Below are 18,194 nucleotides of genomic sequence, written 5' to 3'. Positions count from 1 at the left end.
CGGCAGGTCGCGGGCGCGATAGCCTTCACGCTGCACACGTGTGCGCAGCACGACTTCCTTACCGGTCCGCACCTGGAGGAGCCCCGGCGATGGCGGAACACACCAGTTCGAGCATCACGATCGAGGCGGCACCGGCCGATGTCATGGCGGTCATCGCCGACTTCGCCCGCTATCCGGAGTGGACCGGCGAGGTGAAGGTCGCCGAGGTCCTGGAGACCGACTCCGCCGGCCGCGCCAGCCAGGTCCGCCTGGTCATGGACGCCGGCGCGATCAAGGACGACCAGACCCTCGCGTACACCTGGACCAGCGAGTACGAGCTGTCCTGGACCCTCGCCAAGTCCCAGATGCTGCGCGAGCTGGACGGCGCGTATCTGCTGAAGCCGGTCGGGGAGGGCGCGACCGAGGTGACGTACCGGCTGACCGTCGACGTCAAGATCCCCATGCTGGGCATGATCAAGCGCAAGGCGGAGAAGGTCATCATCGACCGGGCGCTGGACGGATTGAAGAAGCGGGTCGAGAACCCGGCGTAAACCCCTTTTATGCGCACTCTCCTCGTCACGGGCCCCGGCGGGGCCGGCCGGACGACCGTCGCCGCGGCCACCGCCCTCGACGCCGCCCGCCTCGGCACCCGCACCCTCCTCCTCAGCGCCGACCGCACCGACACCCTCGGCGCCGCGCTCGGCGTGCCCACCGGCCCCGCCCCCGTCGTCGTCAGCCCGCAGCTCACCGCCTGGCGCCCCGACGCCTCCGCCTCCTTCCGGGAGGATCTCGAACGGTTGCAGGAACGTGCCGCCACCGCGCTCGACCTGCTCGGCGCCGCCCGGCTCGACCCCGAAGAACTCACCCCGCTCCCCGGCGCCGAGGAACTGAGCCTGCTGCGGGCCCTGCGGGACGCCGTCCTCGCCGAGTCGTACGGGCTGGTCGTCGTCGACCTGCCGGCCACCTCCCAGGCCCTCGCCCTCCTCGCGCTGCCCGAGGAGCTGCGCCGGTACCTGCGCCGGCTGCTGCCCGCCGAACGGCAGGCGGCCCGCGCGCTGCGGCCCGTCCTCGGCCGCCTCGCCGGGGTCCCGATGCCGGCGGAGTGGCTGTACGAGGCCGCCGGGCGCTGGGACGTCGAGCTGGGGGCCGTCGAAGCCGCGCTCGCCGACGCCGCCGTACGCATCGTCGTCGAACCCGGGCCCGCCGGGACCGACGCCGTGCGCGACGCGCGGCTCGGGCTCGCGCTGCGGGGGCTGCCGGTGGAGGCCGTCGTCGCCAACCGGGTGCTGCCGGACGAGGGGGGCTGGCTCGCCGGGCCCGTCGCCCAGCAGCGCAAGGCGCTCGCGGAGTGGCCCGGGGCGGGCAGCGTCGGCCACCTCGGGCGCGATCCGCGCGGGGGCGAGGATCTCGCCGCGCTCAAGGTGCCCGGCGTCAACCCGTCCGTAGCCCCGGTCGAGTGGCCCGTCCTTGACCGGCTGCGCGACGACGGGGTGCTGGTGTGGTGCCTGCCGCTGCCGGGCGCCACCAAGGAAGGGCTCGACCTGATCCGGCGCGGCGACGAACTCGTCGTCAGCGCCGGGGAGTTCCGGCGGATCGTCGCCCTGCCGTCCGCGCTGCGCCGGTGCACGGTCGAAGGGGCCGCGCTGCGCGACGGGGAACTCAAGGTCCGGTTCGCGCCCGATCCGGGACTGTGGCCCCGGGAGCGGTGAAGTCGGTGCCGCCGTTCGGGTAACGTCGTAAGGGACGAGCCGTATGCAGGCAGGAGACGTCATGAGCAGCGACGAGACCGGACGGCCGGAGACGGCCCAGGAGGCGCCGCGCGCCACGGACGCCGACGCCTGGGCGACCGCCTGCGCCGAGGACCTGGCCGCCGAGAAGGCCCGCCGCCGGGGCACCTACGGACCACCCCCCGGCTCCGCCGCCGAGGAACTGCGCAAACTCGTCGACGCCCTCGGCGACAAGCTCTCCGGACTCCAGTCGCCGCTGCTCGGCGCGGTCGCCGGGCCCGCCGCGCAGGAGGTCGTCCGGCAGGTCGTCCAGCAGGCCAGGGCCGCCGTCGAACCCGTCATCGAACGCAACCCCGACGTCTTCGACCACCTCGCCGCGGCCGGCGGGGAACTCCTCGCCGCCTACCGCTCGGCGGTCCAGAAACAGGAGCAGCGCTGGGCGGCGGGCCCCGACAAGGGCGACGAGAGCGGGCCCGGCCAGCGGATCGACGTGGACTGAGGCTGGACAGAGGCCCCCCTCCGGTACGGTTGCCCATAGCGGGGCTCGACCGGAACTGAGGGATTCATGGGACTCACCATCGGCGTCGACATCGGCGGTACGAAGATCGCGGCCGGGGTGGTCGACGAGGACGGCAACATCCTCTCGACGCACAAGGTGCCGACTCCGGGTACGCCGGACGCGATCGTGGACGCCATCGCGTCGGCCGTGGAGGGTGCGCGCGCCGGACACGAGATCGTCGGTGTCGGCATCGGCGCCGCCGGTTACGTCAACCGCCAGCGCTCCGAGGTCTACTTCGCGCCGAACATCCACTGGCGCTACGAGCCGCTGAAGGAGAAGGTCGAGCAGCGCACCGGCCTCCCCGTGGTCGTCGAGAACGACGCCAACGCCGCGGCCTGGGGCGAGTACCGCTTCGGCGCGGGCAAGGGCCACCGCAACGTCATCTGCATCACCCTGGGCACCGGCCTCGGCGGCGGCATCATCATCGGCAACAAGCTGCGCCGGGGGCACTTCGGGGTGGCGGCCGAGTTCGGCCACATCCGCATGGTCCCGGACGGGCTGCTGTGCGGCTGCGGCTCACAGGGCTGCTGGGAGCAGTACGCCTCCGGCCGCGCCCTGGTGCGGTACGCCAAGCAGCGCGCGAACGCGGCCCCCGAGAACGCGGAGTTCCTGCTGGGCCTCGGCGACGGCACCCCCGACGGCATCGAGGGCAAGCACATCTCCATGGCCGCCCGGCAGGGTGACGCCGTGGCCGTCGACTCCTACCGCGAACTGGCCCGCTGGGTCGGCGCGGGCCTGGCCGACCTCGCGTCGCTGTTCGACCCGTCGGCGTTCATCGTCGGCGGCGGCCTCTCCGACGAGGGCGAACTGGTCCTCGACCCGATCCGCAAGTCCTACAAGCGCTGGCTGGTCGGCGGGAACTGGCGCCCGGTGGCGGACGTCCTGGCGGCGCAGCTGGGCAACGAGGCGGGCCTGGTGGGGGCGGCGGACCTGGCGCGGGAGCCCGACCCGGTCATGTGATCCACCCGCGCGGGGAGCGGATGTCCGGCGGCGCGGGCGGGCGTAAATTGTCCCCATGCCGCAGCTGATCAAAGCCCTCAGCTACAACATCCGCTCCCTGAAGGACGACCCCGCGGCCCTCGCCCGCGTCATCAGGGCCTGCGCCCCCGACCTGGTCCTCCTCCAGGAAGCCCCCCGCTTCTTCCGCTGGCGCAAGAAACTCGCGCGGCTGGCGCGGGCGGCGGACCTGGTCGTCCTCACCGGCGGCGCAGCGGCGGCGGGCCCGGCGATCCTCTGCACCCTGCGGACGGCGCCCGAGCGGACCGAGGACGTCCTCCTCCCGCTCACCCCGGGCCTGCACCGGCGCGGCCTCGCGACCGCCGTCGTCCGCATCGGCGCCGCCCGCCTCGGCGTCGTCAGCACCCACCTCTCCCTGGACCGCGCCGAGCGCCACGACCAGACAGGGCTCCTCCTCGACCGGCTCGCGGCGCTCGGCGCGGACCACGCGATCGTGGGCGCCGACCTCAACGAACCCCCGGGCGGCCCGGTGTTCACCCGGCTCACCGCGACCCTCCAGGACACCTGGACCGGGCCCGGCGGCACGACGTTCCCGGCGGTGCGCCCGGACCGCCGTATCGACGCGATCTTCGCGACCAAGGGCATCGAGGTCGTCGACTGCGCGCTCCCCCAGGGCATCCCCATCAACGACCTGAGGGCGGCCTCGGACCACCTTCCGGTCCTGGCCACCCTCAACGTCCCTGCGGGGCAAGCGACTTAGCCGACCGCTTTTATACGACCGCCCCTCTGCCGGGGTCCCCCTCGTCCTCGTCGTCCGTCTTCATCCGCACCACCAGCGTCACGAACCCCCCGAGGAACCCGCCGATCCCGAGGGTCGCGAGCCACCAGGTCATGTCCCAGCCGAGCAGCACCGCCAGCAGGAGGAGGACCGGTCCGCCGGCCACCCCCAGCCACGCGAACTTCGCCGTGGTGTCCGCCTCCGGCAGCGGCGGCGGCTCGGGCGGGACGAAATGCCCCTCGTCGTCCTCGTCGAAGTCGCTCTCGGCGGGCTCGGCGGGGGAGTAGTCCCGGGGGCCGACCCCCGGCGCGAAGGACACGGAACCCCCGAGCGCCGGCTTGACCTCCTCCGGCTGCTCGCGCTCCTTCTCTTTTTCCTTCTGCCGCGGCTCGTCCTCGTTGGTCCGCGCCTCCAGCAGCGCCAGATCCTCCACGGACTTGAACGGCTTGGCGCCCGGCGGGTCCTTGGGCTCCTCGCCGTACCCCGCGACGATCGCCGCCCACGCGGCCTCCTCGTCGAAGGGCACATGCTGCTCCTCCGGCTCGATACCGCCGTCGCGGTCGGAGTCGTGCTCAGCCACCTGCCGTCGTCCCTTCCTCAGCGACACCCCTGCCGTCTGCGATCCGGCCGACGAACGCCAGGCTCTCCTCGGCGATCCGGTCCGCGTCATGGTCCAACGTCGCCACGTGATAGCTCTGTTCCAACACGATCTCGCGTACGTCCAACGACGACACCCGGCTCAAGATCCGCGCGGAATCCGCGGAAGGGACCACATGGTCCACCGAACTGCGCATCAGCAGCAGCGGCTGGGTGATCCGGGGCAGCTCGCCGTCCAGCCGGCGCAGCCCCTCACGGAACGAGTGCGCCGCCCGCACCGGCACCCGGTCGTACCCCACCTCCCGGACGCCCTCCTTCGCGGTGTCACCGGCGATCCCCGGCGTCGACCGCAGGAAGTGCCGCGCCACCGGAAGGGCGTACGCCGCAAGGCCATGGATCTTGTTCGCCGGGTTGACGACGATCACGCCCGACACCGCCGGGCCGTGCTTCGCGGCCAGCCGCAGCGCCAGCGCGCCGCCCATCGAAAGGCCCGCGACGAACACCTGGTCACACCGGTCGGACAGCTCCCGCAGCGCGCGGTCGACCTCCGCGTACCAGTCCGGCCAGCCCGTCAGCTGCATGTCCTCCCAGCGCGTGCCGTGGCCGGGCAGCAGCGGGAGGGACACGGAGAGCCCGGCCGCCGCGAACCGCTCGGCCCAAGGGCGCAGCGACTGCGGGGAACCGGTGAAGCCGTGGCAGAACAGGACACCGACCGGCCCGCCCTCATGGCGGAACGGCTCGGCTCCAGGAAGGACCGGCACCTTCGGTCTCCTGTCTTCGTCTGTGGACGCGTGGGAGGGGTGTGTGGTTCACGGTACGCGACCGCACTGACACCGACCAGGCCCGTCGGCCGCTTCCGGCGCGCTCCGGGTTAAGGTCTGTCCGACACATACAGGAGGCACTCGGTTGTTGTACGGCGCGATGAAGGTCGCTATCGGGGGACCGCTGAAGGTCACCTTCAGACCCTGGGTGGAGGGCCTGGAGAACGTCCCCGCCGAGGGCCCCGCGATCCTGGCGAGCAATCACCTCTCCTTCTCCGACTCGTTCTTCCTGCCCGCTGTCCTCGACCGCAAGGTCACGTTCATCGCGAAGGCCGAGTACTTCACCACCCCCGGGGTCAAGGGCAGGCTGACGGCCGCCTTCTTCAAGGGCGTCGGCCAGCTCCCCGTCGACCGCTCCGGCGCGCGCGGCGCCGGTGAGGCCGCGATCAAGAGCGGCATCGAAGTCCTGGAGCGCGGCGAGCTGTTCGGGATCTACCCCGAAGGCACCCGCTCGCCCGACGGCCGCCTCTACCGCGGCAAGCCCGGCGGCCTCGCCCGCGTGGCCCTCGCCACCGGCGCCCCCGTCCTCCCCGTCGCGATGATCGACACCGAGAAGATCCAGCCGCCCGGCAAGGTCCTCCCGAAGGTCATGCGCCCCGGCATCCGCATCGGCAAGCCCCTCGACTTCAGCCGCTACGAGGGCATGGACCACGACCGGTTCATCCTGCGCGCCATGACCGACGAGGTCATGTACGAGATCATGAAGCTCTCCGGCCAGGAGTACGTCGACATCTACGCGACGGCCGCCAAGCGCCAGCTCGCCGACGCCGCCAAGGCGGAGAAGGACCGGCTGAAGAAGGCCCAGGCCGAGAAGGGGAAGTCCGAAGAGGAGGCGTGACGGTCTCCCTGAGGGGTGGGGAAATGTCAGCAGGCAAACCCGTCATACGCATGTCCGTCGAGCAGCCCCTGTGGCGCGCGCTCGCCGGATACCGCGTCCTGACCATGCTCTACGCGGTCGGCCTGTTCCTCGCGACCTACGACCGCTTCGACCGCCCCCTCGTCGCCTGCCTCTACTTCCCCGTGCTGGCGGTCTGGACCCTCGCCACCCTCCCCCGGGTCGCGAACGCCGCCGCCTGCACGAAACGGTTCCTCACCGCCGACCTGACGATCGCGCTCGGCGGCATCCTCCTCACCCCCCTCGCCGCCGGCGGCGCCCACGTCGCGGACGGCGGCGCCACCCTGCCGTCGATCTGGACCGCCGGAGCCGTCCTCGCCTTCGCCATCAAGGGCGGCTGGCGCTGGGCCGCGTTCGCCTCCACCCCGGTCGCCGTCGCCAACCTGGCCGAGCGCGGCGCCCCGGCCCGCGACACCGTCCACAACGTGATCCTCGTCTGGGTCGCCTCCATCGCCATCGGCTACGTCGTCGAGGTCGCCCGCGCCTCCGAGCGCACCCTCGCCCGCGCCCTGGAGATCGAGGCCGCCACCCGCGAACGCGAGCGGCTCGCCCGGGACATCCACGACAGCGTCCTCCAGGTCCTCGCCATGGTGCAGCGCCGGGGCGCCGTCATCGGCGGTGAGGCGGCCGAGCTGGGCCGGCTCGCCGGGGAACAGGAGATCGCGCTGCGCACCCTGGTCTCCGGCGGACTCGCGCCCCTTGAAGAGACGGGCGGCACCCTCGACCTGCGCCCCCTCCTCGCCCCCTACGCCGGCGCCCGCGTCAGCCTCGCCGACCCCGGCGCCCCGGTCGAGCTTCCCCCCGCCGCCGCCCGCGAACTCGCCTCCGCCGTCGGCGCCGCCCTGGACAACGTCCGCAGGCACGCCGGCCGGGACGCGCGGGCCTGGATCCTCGTCGAGGACGAGCCGGACGAGGTGATCGTCACCGTCCGCGACGACGGGCCCGGCATCCCCGAAGGGCGGCTCGCGCAGGCCGAGGGGGAGGGGCGGCTCGGGGTCGCCCAGTCGATCCGGGGCCGGCTGCGCGACCTCGGCGGACGCGCCGAGCTGATCTCGACGCCCGGACAGGGCACCGAAGTGGAACTGACCGTACCCAAGCAGGGGGCTGAGGGATGAGCATCAAGGTCATGGTGGTCGACGACCACCCCATGTGGCGCGACGCGGTCGCCCGCGACCTCGCCGAGCACGGCTTCGACGTCGTCGCCACCGCCGGCGACGGCGAACAGGCGGTGCGCCGCGCCAGGGCCGCCGGGCCCGACGTCCTCGTCCTCGACCTCAACCTCCCCGCCAAGCCCGGCGTCCAGGTCTGCAAGGGGGTCGTCGCCGCGAACCCCGCGCTGCGGGTGCTGGTGCTGTCCGCGAGCGGGGAGCACGCCGATGTGCTGGAGGCCGTGAAGTCCGGGGCGACCGGGTATCTGCTCAAGTCGGCGTCCACGGAAGAGCTGCTGGACGCCGTGCGGCGGACGGCCGCCGGGGACCCCGTGTTCACGCCGGGGCTCGCCGGGCTCGTCCTCGGGGAGTACCGGCGGCTCGCCGCCGACCCCGGGCCCGCGACCGGCGGCGGCCCCGGCGGCGCCGACGCGCCCCGGCTCACCGACCGCGAGACCGAGGTGCTGCGCCTGGTCGCCAAGGGCCTCAGCTACAAGCAGATAGCCGAACGCCTCGTCATATCGCACCGCACGGTCCAGAACCACGTGCAGAACACCCTCGGCAAACTCCAGCTGCACAACCGGGTCGAGCTGGTCCGGTACGCGATCGAGCGGGGGCTCGACGAGGAGTGAGCGGCGCGCGAGACTGACACTCCGTCAGTTTCCCCGCGGCGAAGGGACCCCGTCATGCGCGTCGGAGTACTGACCGGAGGCGGGGACTGCCCCGGCCTCAACGCCGTCATCCGCGCGGCCGTCCGCAAAGGCGTCCAGAGCTACGGCCACCGCTTCACCGGCTACCGCGACGGCTGGCGCGGACCCATGGAAGGCGTCTCGGCGCCGCTCGCCATCCCCGACGTACGCGGCATCCTCCCGCGCGGCGGCACCATCCTCGGCTCCTCGCGCACCAACCCCTACCAGGAGCCCGGCGGCGTCGACCGGATCAAGGAGACGCTCGCCGAGGACGGCACCGACGCGCTGATCGTCATCGGCGGCGAGGACACCCTGGGCGTGGCCGCGCGGCTCTTTGCCGAGGAGGGCATCCCTTGCGTCGGCGTCCCCAAGACCATCGACAACGACCTCTTTGCGACCGACTACACCTTCGGCTTCAACACCGCCGTCGAGATCGCCACCGAGGCCATCGACCGCCTCCACACCACCGCCGAGTCCCATATGCGCGTCCTCGTCGTCGAGGTCATGGGCCGGCACGCCGGCTGGATCGCCCTGCACTCCGGGCTCGCCGGCGGCGCCAACGCCATCCTCATCCCCGAGCGCCCCTTCGACGTCGACCAGGTCTGCGCCTGGGTCACCTCCCGCTTCCGCGCCTCCTACGCCCCCATCGTGGTGGTCGCGGAAGGCGCCCGCCCGAAAGAGGGCGAACTGGTCCTCAAGGACGAGTCGCTCGACTCCTTCGGCCACGTCCGCCTCTCCGGCGTCGGCGAATGGCTGGCCAAACAGATCGAGAAACGGACCGGCAAGGAGGCCCGTACGACCGTCCTCGGCCACGTCCAGCGCGGCGGCACCCCCAGCGCCTTCGACCGCTGGCTCGCCACCCGCTTCGGCCTGCACGCCGTCGACGCGGTCCACGAGGGCGACCACGGCGTGATGGTCGCCCTGCGCGGCACGGACATCGTCCGGGTACCGCTCGCGGCGGCGACGGAACGGCTGAAGACGGTGGACGCGGCGCTGTACGAGGAGGCGGGGGTGTTCTTCGGCTGATCAGCCGACGGGGATCAGCCCGCCGATCAACTCCCGTACGATCTCCGCCCCGTTGAGCGACAGGATCGACTCGGGATGGAACTGCACCCCCGCGAACCCGGCCCCCCTCAGCGCATGCACCTCCCCGTTGGCGGCCCGGCTCACCTCGACCCCAGGCAGCCCCTCCGCCGCGACGTCATCGCAGCGCGCCACGAAACTGTTGTAGAACCCGACGACCTCCTCCCGCCCGAAGAAGTCGATCCCCACCTGCGCCCCCTGACAAGGCACTTCCTTCCGTACGATCGCCAGCCCCAGCTCCGCCGCGATCAACTCGTGCCCCAGGCACACCCCGAGGACCCCGGACCGGTGCTCCCGCAGCAGCTCGGCGGTGAGGGAACGCAGGAACCGCATCTTGGGGTCACCCAGCTCGGAGGGGTTGCCCGGCCCCGGGCCCAGGACGACCGGCCCGGCATGGGCGACCGCCGCAGCCCGCAACTCCGGCTCGTCGTACCGGCGTACGGTCACCTCCAGCCCGCTCGTCCGCAGGACGTGCGCCAGCATCGCGGTGAACGTGTCCTCCCCGTCGACGACCAGCGCGTGCCCGCTCAGCCGCTCGGCCGGCTCCTGCATCCGCAGCCAGAACGGCGCCAAGGACGCCCGGCGCCCGTCCAGCGCCGCCCGCACCCGGGGGTCGTCCGCGAGCCGGGGGCCCTGGAGCCGCGTACGCGGCCGAGCCGGCCGTACCCCCAGCGCGGCCAGGACGCCCGCCGCCTTCGCGTGGGTCTCCGCGACCTCGCCCGCCGGGTCCGAGCCGCGGACGAGGGTCGCGCCGACGCCCACCCGCAGCCGGCCCGCCGCGCTGATGTCGGCCGTGCGGATCAGGATCGGGGAGTCCAGGGTCTGCGCGCCGCCCGCGTCCCGGCCGAGCAGCGCCAGCGCGCCCGCGTAGTAGCCGCGCCCGCCGGACTCGTGCCGCTCGATGACCCGGCACGCGTTCTGGACGGGGGAGCCGGTGACGGTCGCGGCGAACATGGTCTCGCGCAGCACGTCCCGCACGTCCAGGGACGACCTGCCGCGCAACTCGTACTCGGTGTGCGCGAGATGGGCCATCTCCTTCAGCCGGGGGCCGATCACCACCCCGCCCATGTCCCCGACCGTGCACATCATCTTCAGCTCCTCGTCGACGACCATCGACAGCTCCTCGATCTCCTTGCCGTCGGCGAGGAACTCCAGCAGATGCTCAGGCGTCGGCCCCCCGGCCGGGTAGCGGTACGTCCCGCTGATCGGGTTCATGACGACCGTCCCGCCGGACATCCGCACATGCACCTCGGGGCTCGCGCCGACCAGGGTGCGGTCTCCGGTGTGCACGACGAACGTCCAGTACGCGCCGCGCTCGCCTTCGAGGAGCCGGCGGAACAGCGCGAGGGCGTCGGCGCGGCCGAACCCCGGGATCTCCCCCTCGTACGTCCGCCGGATCACGAAGTCGGCGCCCTCGCCGCCGCCGATCTCGTCGCGCAGGACGCGGGCGACGATCCCGGCGTACTCCTCGTCGTCGACGTCGAACCCGCCGTTCTCGACCTTGACCTCGTGGGCGGGGAGCTGGTCCATGGCCGCGTCGAGGGGGAGGGTGTGGGTCTCCTCGGGGTGCAGGACCGTCAGCGGGGTGCCGTCGTCGCGGACGTCGAAGCCGCGTTCGCGGATCTGGCGGAAGGGGACGAGGGCGAGGCCCTGGTCGGGGAGGTCGGCGAGGCGGTCGTACTCCTCGGTCCTGCCGATGAGGAGTTCCACCGTCCGCTCGTCGTGGCCGGGTGTGCGGCGGCGCAGCAGGGCGAAGGGGCGGGGGTCGGTGAGGAGGGCTCGGAGGTCCATGGGGTCCCGTTTCCTGACTCTGGGAGGAGAGACGGGCCCCTGGGGACAAACAAGAAGGCCGCCTCTCGGGGCGGCCTGTGGGTTACGCGCGCATCAGCGGGCCGCCGGGGGAGCGGTCCACCACCAGTTCTGGTTCGAGTGCGCGTACATGGGCCGCACCCTACCCCATGGCCAGTCGGCCCGGTGCACATCTGAGCGCCCGTCTCACTTTTCGAGCCGCGCGATAATCACTCGACCCGACCCCGTACTGTGGGACCCGTGACCGTGAACGCTGATTCCCAAGCCGTCGCCGCCCAGGCGAGCTGGCGAGACCTGCCCGCGGCGCAGCAGCCCGAGTACCCCGACGCCGAGGCGCTGCGCAAGGTTGTCGCGGAGCTTGAGTCGTATCCGCCGCTCGTCTTCGCCGGCGAGTGCGACCAACTGCGCAGCCGGCTGGCGGCCGTCGCCAAGGGGGAGGCGTTCCTCCTCCAGGGCGGCGACTGCGCCGAGGCGTTCGACGCCGTGGGCGCCGAGCAGATCCGCGCCAAGCTGAAGACGCTGCTCCAGATGGGCGCCGTCCTCACCTACGCGGCGTCGGTGCCGGTCGTGAAGGTCGGCCGGATCGCCGGGCAGTACTCCAAGCCCCGCTCGAAGCCGACCGAGACCCGCGACGGCGTGACCCTGCCGACGTACCGGGGCGACTCGGTCAACGGCTTCGACTTCACCGAGGCGTCCCGCGTCCCGGACCCCGAGCGCCTCAAGCGGATGTACAACGCGTCCGCCTCGACGCTGAACCTGGTGCGCGCCTTCACCACCGGCGGGTACGCGGACCTGCGCCAGGTGCACGCCTGGAACCAGGACTTCGTCAAGTCCTCCCCGTCCGGCCAGCGTTACGAGCAGCTGGCGCGCGAGATCGACAACGCCCTGAACTTCATGCGGGCCTGCGGGACCGACCCGGAGGAGTTCAAGACGGTCGAGTTCTACGCCTCGCACGAGGCGCTGCTCCTGGACTACGAGTCCGCGCTCACCCGCGTCGACTCCCGCACGGGCCGGCTGTACGACGTCTCCGGGCACATGGTGTGGATCGGCGAGCGCACCCGCCAACTGGACCACGCGCACATCGAGTTCGCCTCGAAGATCCGCAACCCGATCGGCATCAAGCTCGGTCCGACGACGACGGCGGAAGAGGCGCTCCAGTACGTCGAGCGGCTCGACCCCGACCGCGAGCCGGGCCGGCTGACGTTCATCGTCCGCATGGGCGCCGACAAGGTCCGCGACAAGCTGCCGGAGCTGGTCGAGAAGGTGACCGCGTCCGGTGCCGTCGTGGCGTGGGTGACCGACCCGATGCACGGCAACACCTTCGAGGCGGCCTCCGGCCACAAGACGCGCCGCTTCGACGACGTCCTGGACGAGGTGAAGGGCTTCTTCGAGGTCCACAAGGGGCTCGGCACGCACCCCGGCGGCATCCACGTCGAGCTGACCGGTGACGATGTCACCGAGTGTGTGGGCGGCGGGGACGAGATCTTCGTCGACGATCTGCACCAGCGGTACGAGACCGCCTGTGACCCTCGGCTGAACCGGAGCCAGTCGCTCGACCTGGCGTTCCTGGTGGCGGAGATGTACCGGGACCAGTAGATCTTGCGGGTCTTGCCGAGCGGGGCTCGGCTTGACCGGTTGGCTTGAGCGCGGTTGGGGCGCGGTTGGGGCGCGGATCACACGATCCGCGCCCCTTCGCCCTTTTGCGCCACCTGGCCGACGGGTAAGGTTAGGTTAGCCTCACCGATTCTGCGGGACGGCTTCAGCTAACGATCCCGTCGGGAGGTGTGTCCGCGTGTATGTGTGCAGCTGCTTCGGGGTGACCGAGGCGCAGGTCAAGCAGCATGCTGCGGACGGTGCCTGCACTCCCCGCCAGATCGCCTCCGCCTGCAAGGCGGGGACGGACTGCGGGTCCTGTGTGCGCCGGATCCAGGCGCTGCTGGGGCGGGGGGCCTGTCCGCGGCGGGAGATGGCGGAGGAGGGGCGGGCGGTGCTGTCGGCTCTTGAGCCGCTTGAGCCGCTTGAGCCGCTTGAATCTCTTGAGTCGCTTGAGGAAGCGGCTTAGACCGGCCTGGTCCGACAATCAGCTTTCCGGCTGCTCGATGAGCTGCGCGAGGTAAAGGGCCTCACCGAGCTTCTCGACCAGTTCCAGCTGGGTGTCGAGGTAGTCGATGTGGTGCTCCTCGTCCTCCAGGATCGACTCGAAGATGTTCGCGGACGTGATGTCGCCCTTCTCGCGCATCACCTTGATGCCCCGCTTCAGCCGGTCGATCGCCTCGACCTCGACCTGCCGGTCCGCCTCGAACATCTCCTTCACGGTCTGCCCGACCCGGACATGGAACAGCCGCTGATAGTTCGGCAGCCCGTCCAGGAAAAGAATCCGGTCGGTGAGCACTTCCGCGTGCTTCATCTCGTCGAACGACTCGTGCCGGGTGTACTTCGCGAGCTTCGTCCAGCCGAAGTTCTCCTGCATCTTCGCGTGCAGAAAGTACTGGTTGATGGCGGTCAGCTCACCCGTGAGCTGCTCGTTGAGGAATTCGATGACTTCCGGGTCGCCCTGCATCGTCAAGGCTCCTTCCGTACGGATATGGGGGGGGAGGTCCTGCGGCGGCATGATTGCACCGGTGTGGAAGATCGTCCAGTAAGTGCGGGCTTAGTAAGTAAGTGCACACTTAGCGGAATTTGCCGGAATTGGCAGAAGTCGTGGTGGTCGATTCGGGTGCACCCTTCCCGGTCTGTCAGGATGGGCGGGTGGAGCGGGAATCAGCAGAGGGGTCCGGGCTGCCGCCGGGGCAGCGGCTCCAGCGGGGCTGGCCGGTCACGCATTACGGACCCGTCCCCAAGTTCCGCCCCGACCGCTGGGACTTCCGCGTCTTCGGCGCCACCGCCGACGGGGAGAAACACAGCTGGACCCACGAGGAGTTCACGGCGCTGCCGTACGCGAGCGTCGTCGCCGACCTCCACTGCGTGACCAAATTCAGCATGCTCGGCGCGGAGTGGGGCGGCGTACCGTCGTCGGTCCTGCTGGACCTGGCGCCGCCGGCCGGACCGGTCACCCACGTCATGATCTGGGCGGAGTACGGCTACAGCGCGAACATCCGGCTGGCCGACTTCACCTCCGACCGCACACTTTTCGCCACCCACAAGGACGGCGAACTCCTGACCGCCGAACACGGGTTCCCGCTCCGGCTGATCGTTCCCCACCTGTACGCGTGGAAGGGCCCGAAGTGGGTCCGGGGCATCGAGTACATGACGGCGGACCGGCGGGGGTTCTGGGAGGAGCGGGGCTACCACAATGTGGGCGACCCGTGGAAGGAGCAGCGGTATTCGTACCAGGAGGGGGTGGGGGAGGGGCCGGAGCTGTAGTTGTGTGGGGGGCTTTTCTGAAAAGTCAGCCGTCCCGCAGCTTCTTCAGCCGGGCCACGTCCCCCGCGTGCCCTTCCTTCCCGCCCGGGGTCTCGATGATCAGCGGTACGCCCTCGGTGGCGGGGTGGGTCATCAGCAGCCGGAAGGGGTCCTCGCCGATGTGACCGGTGCCGATGTTCTCGTGCCGGTCCTTGTGCGCGCCGACGACGTCCTTGGAGTCGTTGGCATGGATCAGTTTCAGCCGCCCCTCACCGACCGTCCCGACCAGCAGATCGAGGGTCTGGTGCATCCCGTCGGGGCCGGTGAGGTCGTGCCCGGCGGCGAAGATGTGGCACGTGTCGAGACAGACCCCGAGCTTCGGATGGGCGTCCAGCGCCTCGAAGTACGGCCCGAAGTCCCAGGTCCGCGAGCACAGCGAGGAGCCCTGCCCGGCCGTCGACTCCAGCAGCAGGAACGGGTCGTCGTCGTGCGTCAGCTCCTCCAGCAGCGGCAGCATGTGCGTGCGCACCTGCTCCAGCGCCACCTTCCGCTCCCGGCCGCCGGTCGCGCTGCCGGTGTGGACGACGACCCCGAGCGCCCCGATGTCCCGCGCCCGGCGCAGCGAGTGCCGCAGCGACTCCACCGACTTCTCCACGGTCGCCTCGGTGTGCGAGCCGAAGTTGATCAGGTAGGGCGCGTGGACGTAGGCGGGGATGCCCCGCTCGGCGCACGCGGCCCGGAACGCCTCGTCCTGGGCCGGGTTCCCGGCCGGCGTGGCCCATCCGCGCGGGTTCGCGACGAAGACCTGCACGGTCTCGGCGGCCAGCTCGTCGGCGTACGAAAGACCGACGGAGTGCAGCCCGCCGGCCACGGGGACATGACCGCCTACGGGGTTACGGGAGGGGAGGTTCACGCTGTTCAGGGTGTCATGCCGGGGGAGGGGGGCCGGACACCGGTCCCTCGGCGGACGGTCCCGTACCGGAGGGTGCCGCTCACCGGATGGTGATCGTGATCGTCGACCCCTTGGGCGCGCTGTCCCCGGCCTTCACCGACTGGCTCTTGACCGTGTCGCCGAAGAGGCCCAGCAGGCCGCGGTCCTCCTTGACCTTGAAGCCGGACTGCTCCAGGAGGGACTTGGCGTCGTCGACGTTCGCGCCGACCACGTTGGGGACCTCGACCTGTTCGGGGCCCTTGGAGAGGGTCAGGGTGACGGTGTCGCCCTCGGCGGCCTGCGTGCCGGCCTCGACGGACTGGGCGGCGACCTGGCCCTTGTCGAACGCGGAGTTGACCTGCTCGGCGGAGACGGTGACCTTCAGCCCGGCGTCCTGGAGCTGCTGCGTCGCGGCGTCGAGGTCCTGGCCGGTGACGTCGGGGACCTCGATGGGGCTGCCCTTGCTGACGACCAGCGCGACGGCGGAGTCCGCGTGCCGCTCGCTGCCCGCCTCCGGCGCCGTACGGATCACCATGCCCTTGCCGACGAGGGTGCTGAACTCGGAGGTCACGGCGCCGGGGGAGAGGCCGGCGGCGGTGAGCTGCTGTTTGGCCTGGGCCAGCGTGCGGCCGGTGACGTCGGGGACCTGGACGGTCTGGGGGCCGTCGGAGACGGTCAGGGTCACCGAGTCGTTCTTGCGGATGCGCTTGCCGGGCTCGGGGTCGGTGGCGATGACCGTGCCCCGCTTCACCGTGTCGCTGTACGCGTGGTCCACCGACTTCACGGCGAGCCCGGCGTCCTTCAGCCGCTCCTTGGCCGTCGCCTCGGTCTGCGCCAGCACCGTCGGGACCGTCGTGAACTGGCCGGAGTTGATGTACCAGATGCCCGTACCGGCGCCGAGGAGCAGCAGCACGCCGAGGACGGCGCCGAACAGCCCGCGCCGCCGCCGGGCCGCGGACCGGCGCGGGGGCGCCTCGAAGCGGGCGGTGTGGTGGTCGTCGTCGTTCACCGGCAGCAGGCGCGGCACGGTCAGCGACCGGGGGATGACACTCGTACGGTCGCCCGCGTGGTCGTGGTCCGCCGCGCGGGACTGCGGCGGCACCGCGTCGAGCTGCGCCTCGCTGAGCGCCGCGCGGGCGGTGCGGGTCTGCCCGAGGAGGGCCACGGCGTCGTGGGGGCGCACATCAGGGGTGCGCGCGGTCGCCGACGCGACCAGTTCGTCCAGCTCGTACGCGAGGCCCGGGACAGCCGCCGAGGGCGGGGGCACGTCCTCGTGGAGGTGCTTGTACAGGACGATCGCCGGGGACTCGCCCTCGTGCGGCTGGCGGCCGGTGAGCATCTCGTACAGCAGGACGCCGCACGCGTACACGTCCACGCGCGCGTCGGCGCCCTGCTGCTCGATCTGCTCCGGGGCCAGGTAGGCGACGGTGCCGAGGACGGCGCCGCTGTCCTGGGTGGCGGAGTCGACGGAGCGGACCAGTCCGAAGTCGGCGACCTTGACCCGGCCGTCGTCCCCTATCAGGACGTTCTCCGGCTTCATGTCGCGGTGCACGAACCCCGCGCGGTGCGCGGCGCCGAGCGCGGCCAGGACGGGTTCGAGGATGTCGAGCGCGGCCCGGGGCTGGAGGGCGCCCCGGTCGCGCAGCACGTCCCGCAGGGTGCAGCCGGCGACGTACTCCATCGCCAGATAGACGTACGGGCCGTCGGCCCCCTGGTCGAAGACCTGCACCACATTGGGGTGCGCGAGCCGCGCGACGGACTTGGCCTCGCGGATGAACCGCTCGACGAAGTTGCCGTCGGCGGCGAGCGCCGGGTGCATCACCTTGACGGCGAGCACCCGGTCAAGACGCATGTCCACGGCCCGGTAGACCGTGGCCATCCCGCCGACCGCGATCCGTGCGTCGACGCGATAACGCCCGTCGAGCACCTGCCCGACGAGAGGGTCCTGAAGGGTCGTATCCACACCGCCGAGTCTACGAGGCCCCACTGACACCACGAGGCCTGGTCAGAAGACTGAGGGGTGGCTGTGACGCGCCGGTGACGGGGAGGGGGCCGGGGAGTCTTCTCGCGGCGGCGGTCCGGCTCAGAAGGCCGGGCGCTCCGGGTCCAGCTCCGCCATCCCTTCCGTCGGGGAGGACGCCTCCGCGTAGTACCGGCGTGGCATCCGGCCCGCCAGCCGTGCCAGGCGGCCCGCCTCCACGCCCGCGCGCATGGCGGACGCCATCCGCTCCGGGTCGTGCGCCCGGGTCACCGCCGAGGCGAGCATCACACCGGCGCAGCCCAGCTCCATCGCCAGGGCGACATCGGAGGCGGTGCCCGCGCCGGCGTCCAGGATCACCGGCACGTTGGATCGTTCAACGATCAGCTGGAAGTTGTGCGGGTTCCTGATGCCGAGGCCGGAGCCGATCGGCGACCCCAGGGGCATGATCGCGGCGCAGCCGGCGTCCTCCAGACGGCGGGCCAGGACCGGGTCGTCGTTGGTGAACGGCAGCACGGTGAAGCCGTCGTCCACCAGGATCTCCGCCGCCTCCAGGAGTTCGACCGCGTCCGGCAGGAGGGTCCGTTCGTCGGCGATCACCTCCAGCTTGATCACCGACGTCCCCAGGGCCTCGCGCGCCAGCCGCGCGGTCAGCACGGCCTCCCCGGCGGTGAAGCAGCCGGCCGTGTTGGGCAGCACCTTGATGCCCAGCCGGTCCAGGACCGACAGCACCGACCCCTGGGTCTCGGGCTTCACCCGCCGCATGGCGACCGTGGTCAGCTCGGTCCCCGAGGCGACCAGGGCCCGCTCCAGGACGTCGAGGCTGGGCGCGCCCCCGGTGCCCATGATCAGCCGGGAGGAGAACGTCGTACCGGCGAGCAGAAACGGATCGTCAGCCATG

The 18,194-nt window shown here is 71.7% G+C and carries 20 protein-coding genes; 12 read left to right on the top strand and 8 right to left on the bottom strand.

What is annotated here, in order from left to right:
* Positions 1 to 89 precede the first annotated feature (89 nt).
* The 5 genes from ACYUD3_RS17715 (at position 90) to ACYUD3_RS17695 (ending at position 3,982) form a co-directional block, all read left to right on the top strand.
* Complete coding sequence (locus tag ACYUD3_RS17715; RefSeq protein WP_470970621.1) at positions 90 to 530, top strand: SRPBCC family protein; 441 nt, start codon at positions 90 to 92, stop codon at positions 528 to 530.
* A 9-nt stretch (positions 531 to 539) separates the two neighbouring features.
* Positions 540 to 1,688, top strand: coding sequence for an ArsA family ATPase (locus ACYUD3_RS17710; protein ID WP_470970619.1), 1,149 nt, complete (start codon positions 540 to 542; stop codon positions 1,686 to 1,688).
* Positions 1,689 to 1,749: 61 nt separating this feature from the next.
* Positions 1,750 to 2,205 (top strand): DUF5304 family protein, encoded by a 456-nt coding sequence (locus ACYUD3_RS17705; protein ID WP_470970616.1) that lies wholly within the window; start codon positions 1,750 to 1,752, stop codon positions 2,203 to 2,205.
* Positions 2,206 to 2,271: 66 nt separating this feature from the next.
* Positions 2,272 to 3,225, top strand: coding sequence for an ROK family glucokinase (locus ACYUD3_RS17700; protein ID WP_470970614.1), 954 nt, complete (start codon positions 2,272 to 2,274; stop codon positions 3,223 to 3,225).
* Positions 3,226 to 3,280: 55 nt separating this feature from the next.
* Positions 3,281 to 3,982 (top strand): endonuclease/exonuclease/phosphatase family protein, encoded by a 702-nt coding sequence (locus ACYUD3_RS17695; protein ID WP_470970612.1) that lies wholly within the window; start codon positions 3,281 to 3,283, stop codon positions 3,980 to 3,982.
* A 10-nt stretch (positions 3,983 to 3,992) separates the two neighbouring features.
* Here the strand turns inward: ACYUD3_RS17695 and ACYUD3_RS17690 are convergent, their stop codons facing one another.
* Together ACYUD3_RS17690 and ACYUD3_RS17685 are read right to left on the bottom strand one after the other, a co-directional pair.
* Entirely contained in the window at positions 3,993 to 4,580 is a 588-nt protein-coding gene (locus ACYUD3_RS17690) for a hypothetical protein (protein WP_470970610.1), read from the bottom strand.
* Positions 4,573 to 5,358 carry an alpha/beta hydrolase gene (locus ACYUD3_RS17685; protein ID WP_470970608.1) on the bottom strand — a complete coding sequence of 262 codons (786 nt, stop codon included), beginning with the start codon at positions 5,356 to 5,358 and terminating at the stop codon, positions 4,573 to 4,575. Before ACYUD3_RS17685 ends, ACYUD3_RS17690 begins: the two co-directional genes overlap by 8 nt.
* 160 nt (positions 5,359 to 5,518) lie before the next feature.
* Between ACYUD3_RS17685 and ACYUD3_RS17680 the strand changes: the two genes are divergently transcribed.
* Genes ACYUD3_RS17680 through ACYUD3_RS17665 form a run of 4 tightly spaced genes read left to right on the top strand, consistent with a single transcriptional unit; the run spans position 5,519 to position 9,176 of the window.
* Positions 5,519 to 6,256 carry a lysophospholipid acyltransferase family protein gene (locus ACYUD3_RS17680; protein ID WP_470970974.1) on the top strand — a complete coding sequence of 246 codons (738 nt, stop codon included), beginning with the start codon at positions 5,519 to 5,521 and terminating at the stop codon, positions 6,254 to 6,256.
* A gap of 23 nt (positions 6,257 to 6,279) precedes the next feature.
* Entirely contained in the window at positions 6,280 to 7,428 is a 1,149-nt protein-coding gene (gene macS / locus ACYUD3_RS17675; RefSeq protein WP_470970605.1) for a MacS family sensor histidine kinase, read from the top strand.
* Complete coding sequence (locus ACYUD3_RS17670; protein WP_470970603.1) at positions 7,425 to 8,093, top strand: response regulator; 669 nt, start codon at positions 7,425 to 7,427, stop codon at positions 8,091 to 8,093. The genes macS and ACYUD3_RS17670 overlap by 4 nt, the downstream gene beginning before the upstream one ends.
* A gap of 54 nt (positions 8,094 to 8,147) precedes the next feature.
* Positions 8,148 to 9,176 (top strand): 6-phosphofructokinase, encoded by a 1,029-nt coding sequence (locus ACYUD3_RS17665; protein ID WP_470970601.1) that lies wholly within the window; start codon positions 8,148 to 8,150, stop codon positions 9,174 to 9,176.
* Here ACYUD3_RS17665 and ACYUD3_RS17660 read toward each other — a convergent pair whose 3' ends face one another.
* On the bottom strand, positions 9,177 to 11,024 hold the full coding sequence (locus ACYUD3_RS17660; RefSeq protein ID WP_470970599.1) for an anthranilate synthase family protein: 1,848 nt from the start codon (positions 11,022 to 11,024) through the stop codon (positions 9,177 to 9,179).
* A 93-nt stretch (positions 11,025 to 11,117) separates the two neighbouring features.
* Positions 11,118 to 11,174: a trp operon leader peptide gene (locus tag ACYUD3_RS17655; protein WP_470970971.1), complete on the bottom strand. Its 57-nt coding sequence runs from the start codon at positions 11,172 to 11,174 to the stop codon at positions 11,118 to 11,120.
* 108 nt (positions 11,175 to 11,282) lie between these two features.
* Here ACYUD3_RS17655 and ACYUD3_RS17650 point away from each other — a divergent pair, with 108 nt between their 5' ends.
* Both ACYUD3_RS17650 and ACYUD3_RS17645 read left to right on the top strand, forming a co-directional pair.
* The gene (locus tag ACYUD3_RS17650; protein ID WP_470970597.1) at positions 11,283 to 12,638 is read left to right on the top strand and encodes a class II 3-deoxy-7-phosphoheptulonate synthase; all 1,356 of its coding nucleotides are present in this window, start codon (positions 11,283 to 11,285) and stop codon (positions 12,636 to 12,638) included.
* A 196-nt stretch (positions 12,639 to 12,834) separates the two neighbouring features.
* On the top strand, positions 12,835 to 13,104 hold the full coding sequence (locus ACYUD3_RS17645; RefSeq protein ID WP_470970594.1) for a (2Fe-2S)-binding protein: 270 nt from the start codon (positions 12,835 to 12,837) through the stop codon (positions 13,102 to 13,104).
* Between the two features lie 18 nt (positions 13,105 to 13,122).
* Here the strand turns inward: ACYUD3_RS17645 and bfr are convergent, their stop codons facing one another.
* Complete coding sequence (gene bfr / locus ACYUD3_RS17640) at positions 13,123 to 13,602, bottom strand: bacterioferritin (protein ID WP_314222655.1); 480 nt, start codon at positions 13,600 to 13,602, stop codon at positions 13,123 to 13,125.
* Between the two features lie 188 nt (positions 13,603 to 13,790).
* Here bfr and ACYUD3_RS17635 point away from each other — a divergent pair, with 188 nt between their 5' ends.
* Entirely contained in the window at positions 13,791 to 14,405 is a 615-nt protein-coding gene (locus tag ACYUD3_RS17635) for a sulfite oxidase-like oxidoreductase (RefSeq protein WP_470970591.1), read from the top strand.
* Positions 14,406 to 14,430: 25 nt separating this feature from the next.
* Here the strand turns inward: ACYUD3_RS17635 and ACYUD3_RS17630 are convergent, their stop codons facing one another.
* The 3 genes from ACYUD3_RS17630 to ACYUD3_RS17620 all read right to left on the bottom strand — a co-directional run bounded on the left by ACYUD3_RS17630 (position 14,431) and on the right by ACYUD3_RS17620 (position 18,193).
* On the bottom strand, positions 14,431 to 15,306 hold the full coding sequence (locus ACYUD3_RS17630) for a deoxyribonuclease IV (protein ID WP_470970968.1): 876 nt from the start codon (positions 15,304 to 15,306) through the stop codon (positions 14,431 to 14,433).
* 70 nt (positions 15,307 to 15,376) lie between these two features.
* Positions 15,377 to 17,278, bottom strand: coding sequence for a Stk1 family PASTA domain-containing Ser/Thr kinase (gene pknB, locus ACYUD3_RS17625; protein ID WP_470970589.1), 1,902 nt, complete (start codon positions 17,276 to 17,278; stop codon positions 15,377 to 15,379).
* Between the two features lie 120 nt (positions 17,279 to 17,398).
* Positions 17,399 to 18,193, bottom strand: coding sequence for a thiazole synthase (locus ACYUD3_RS17620; RefSeq protein WP_470970586.1), 795 nt, complete (start codon positions 18,191 to 18,193; stop codon positions 17,399 to 17,401).
* Position 18,194: the final 1 nt, after the last annotated feature.

Source organism: Streptomyces sp. AMJ-169 (assembly GCF_055597585.1).
This window is presented reverse-complemented; position numbering and strand designations above follow the sequence as displayed.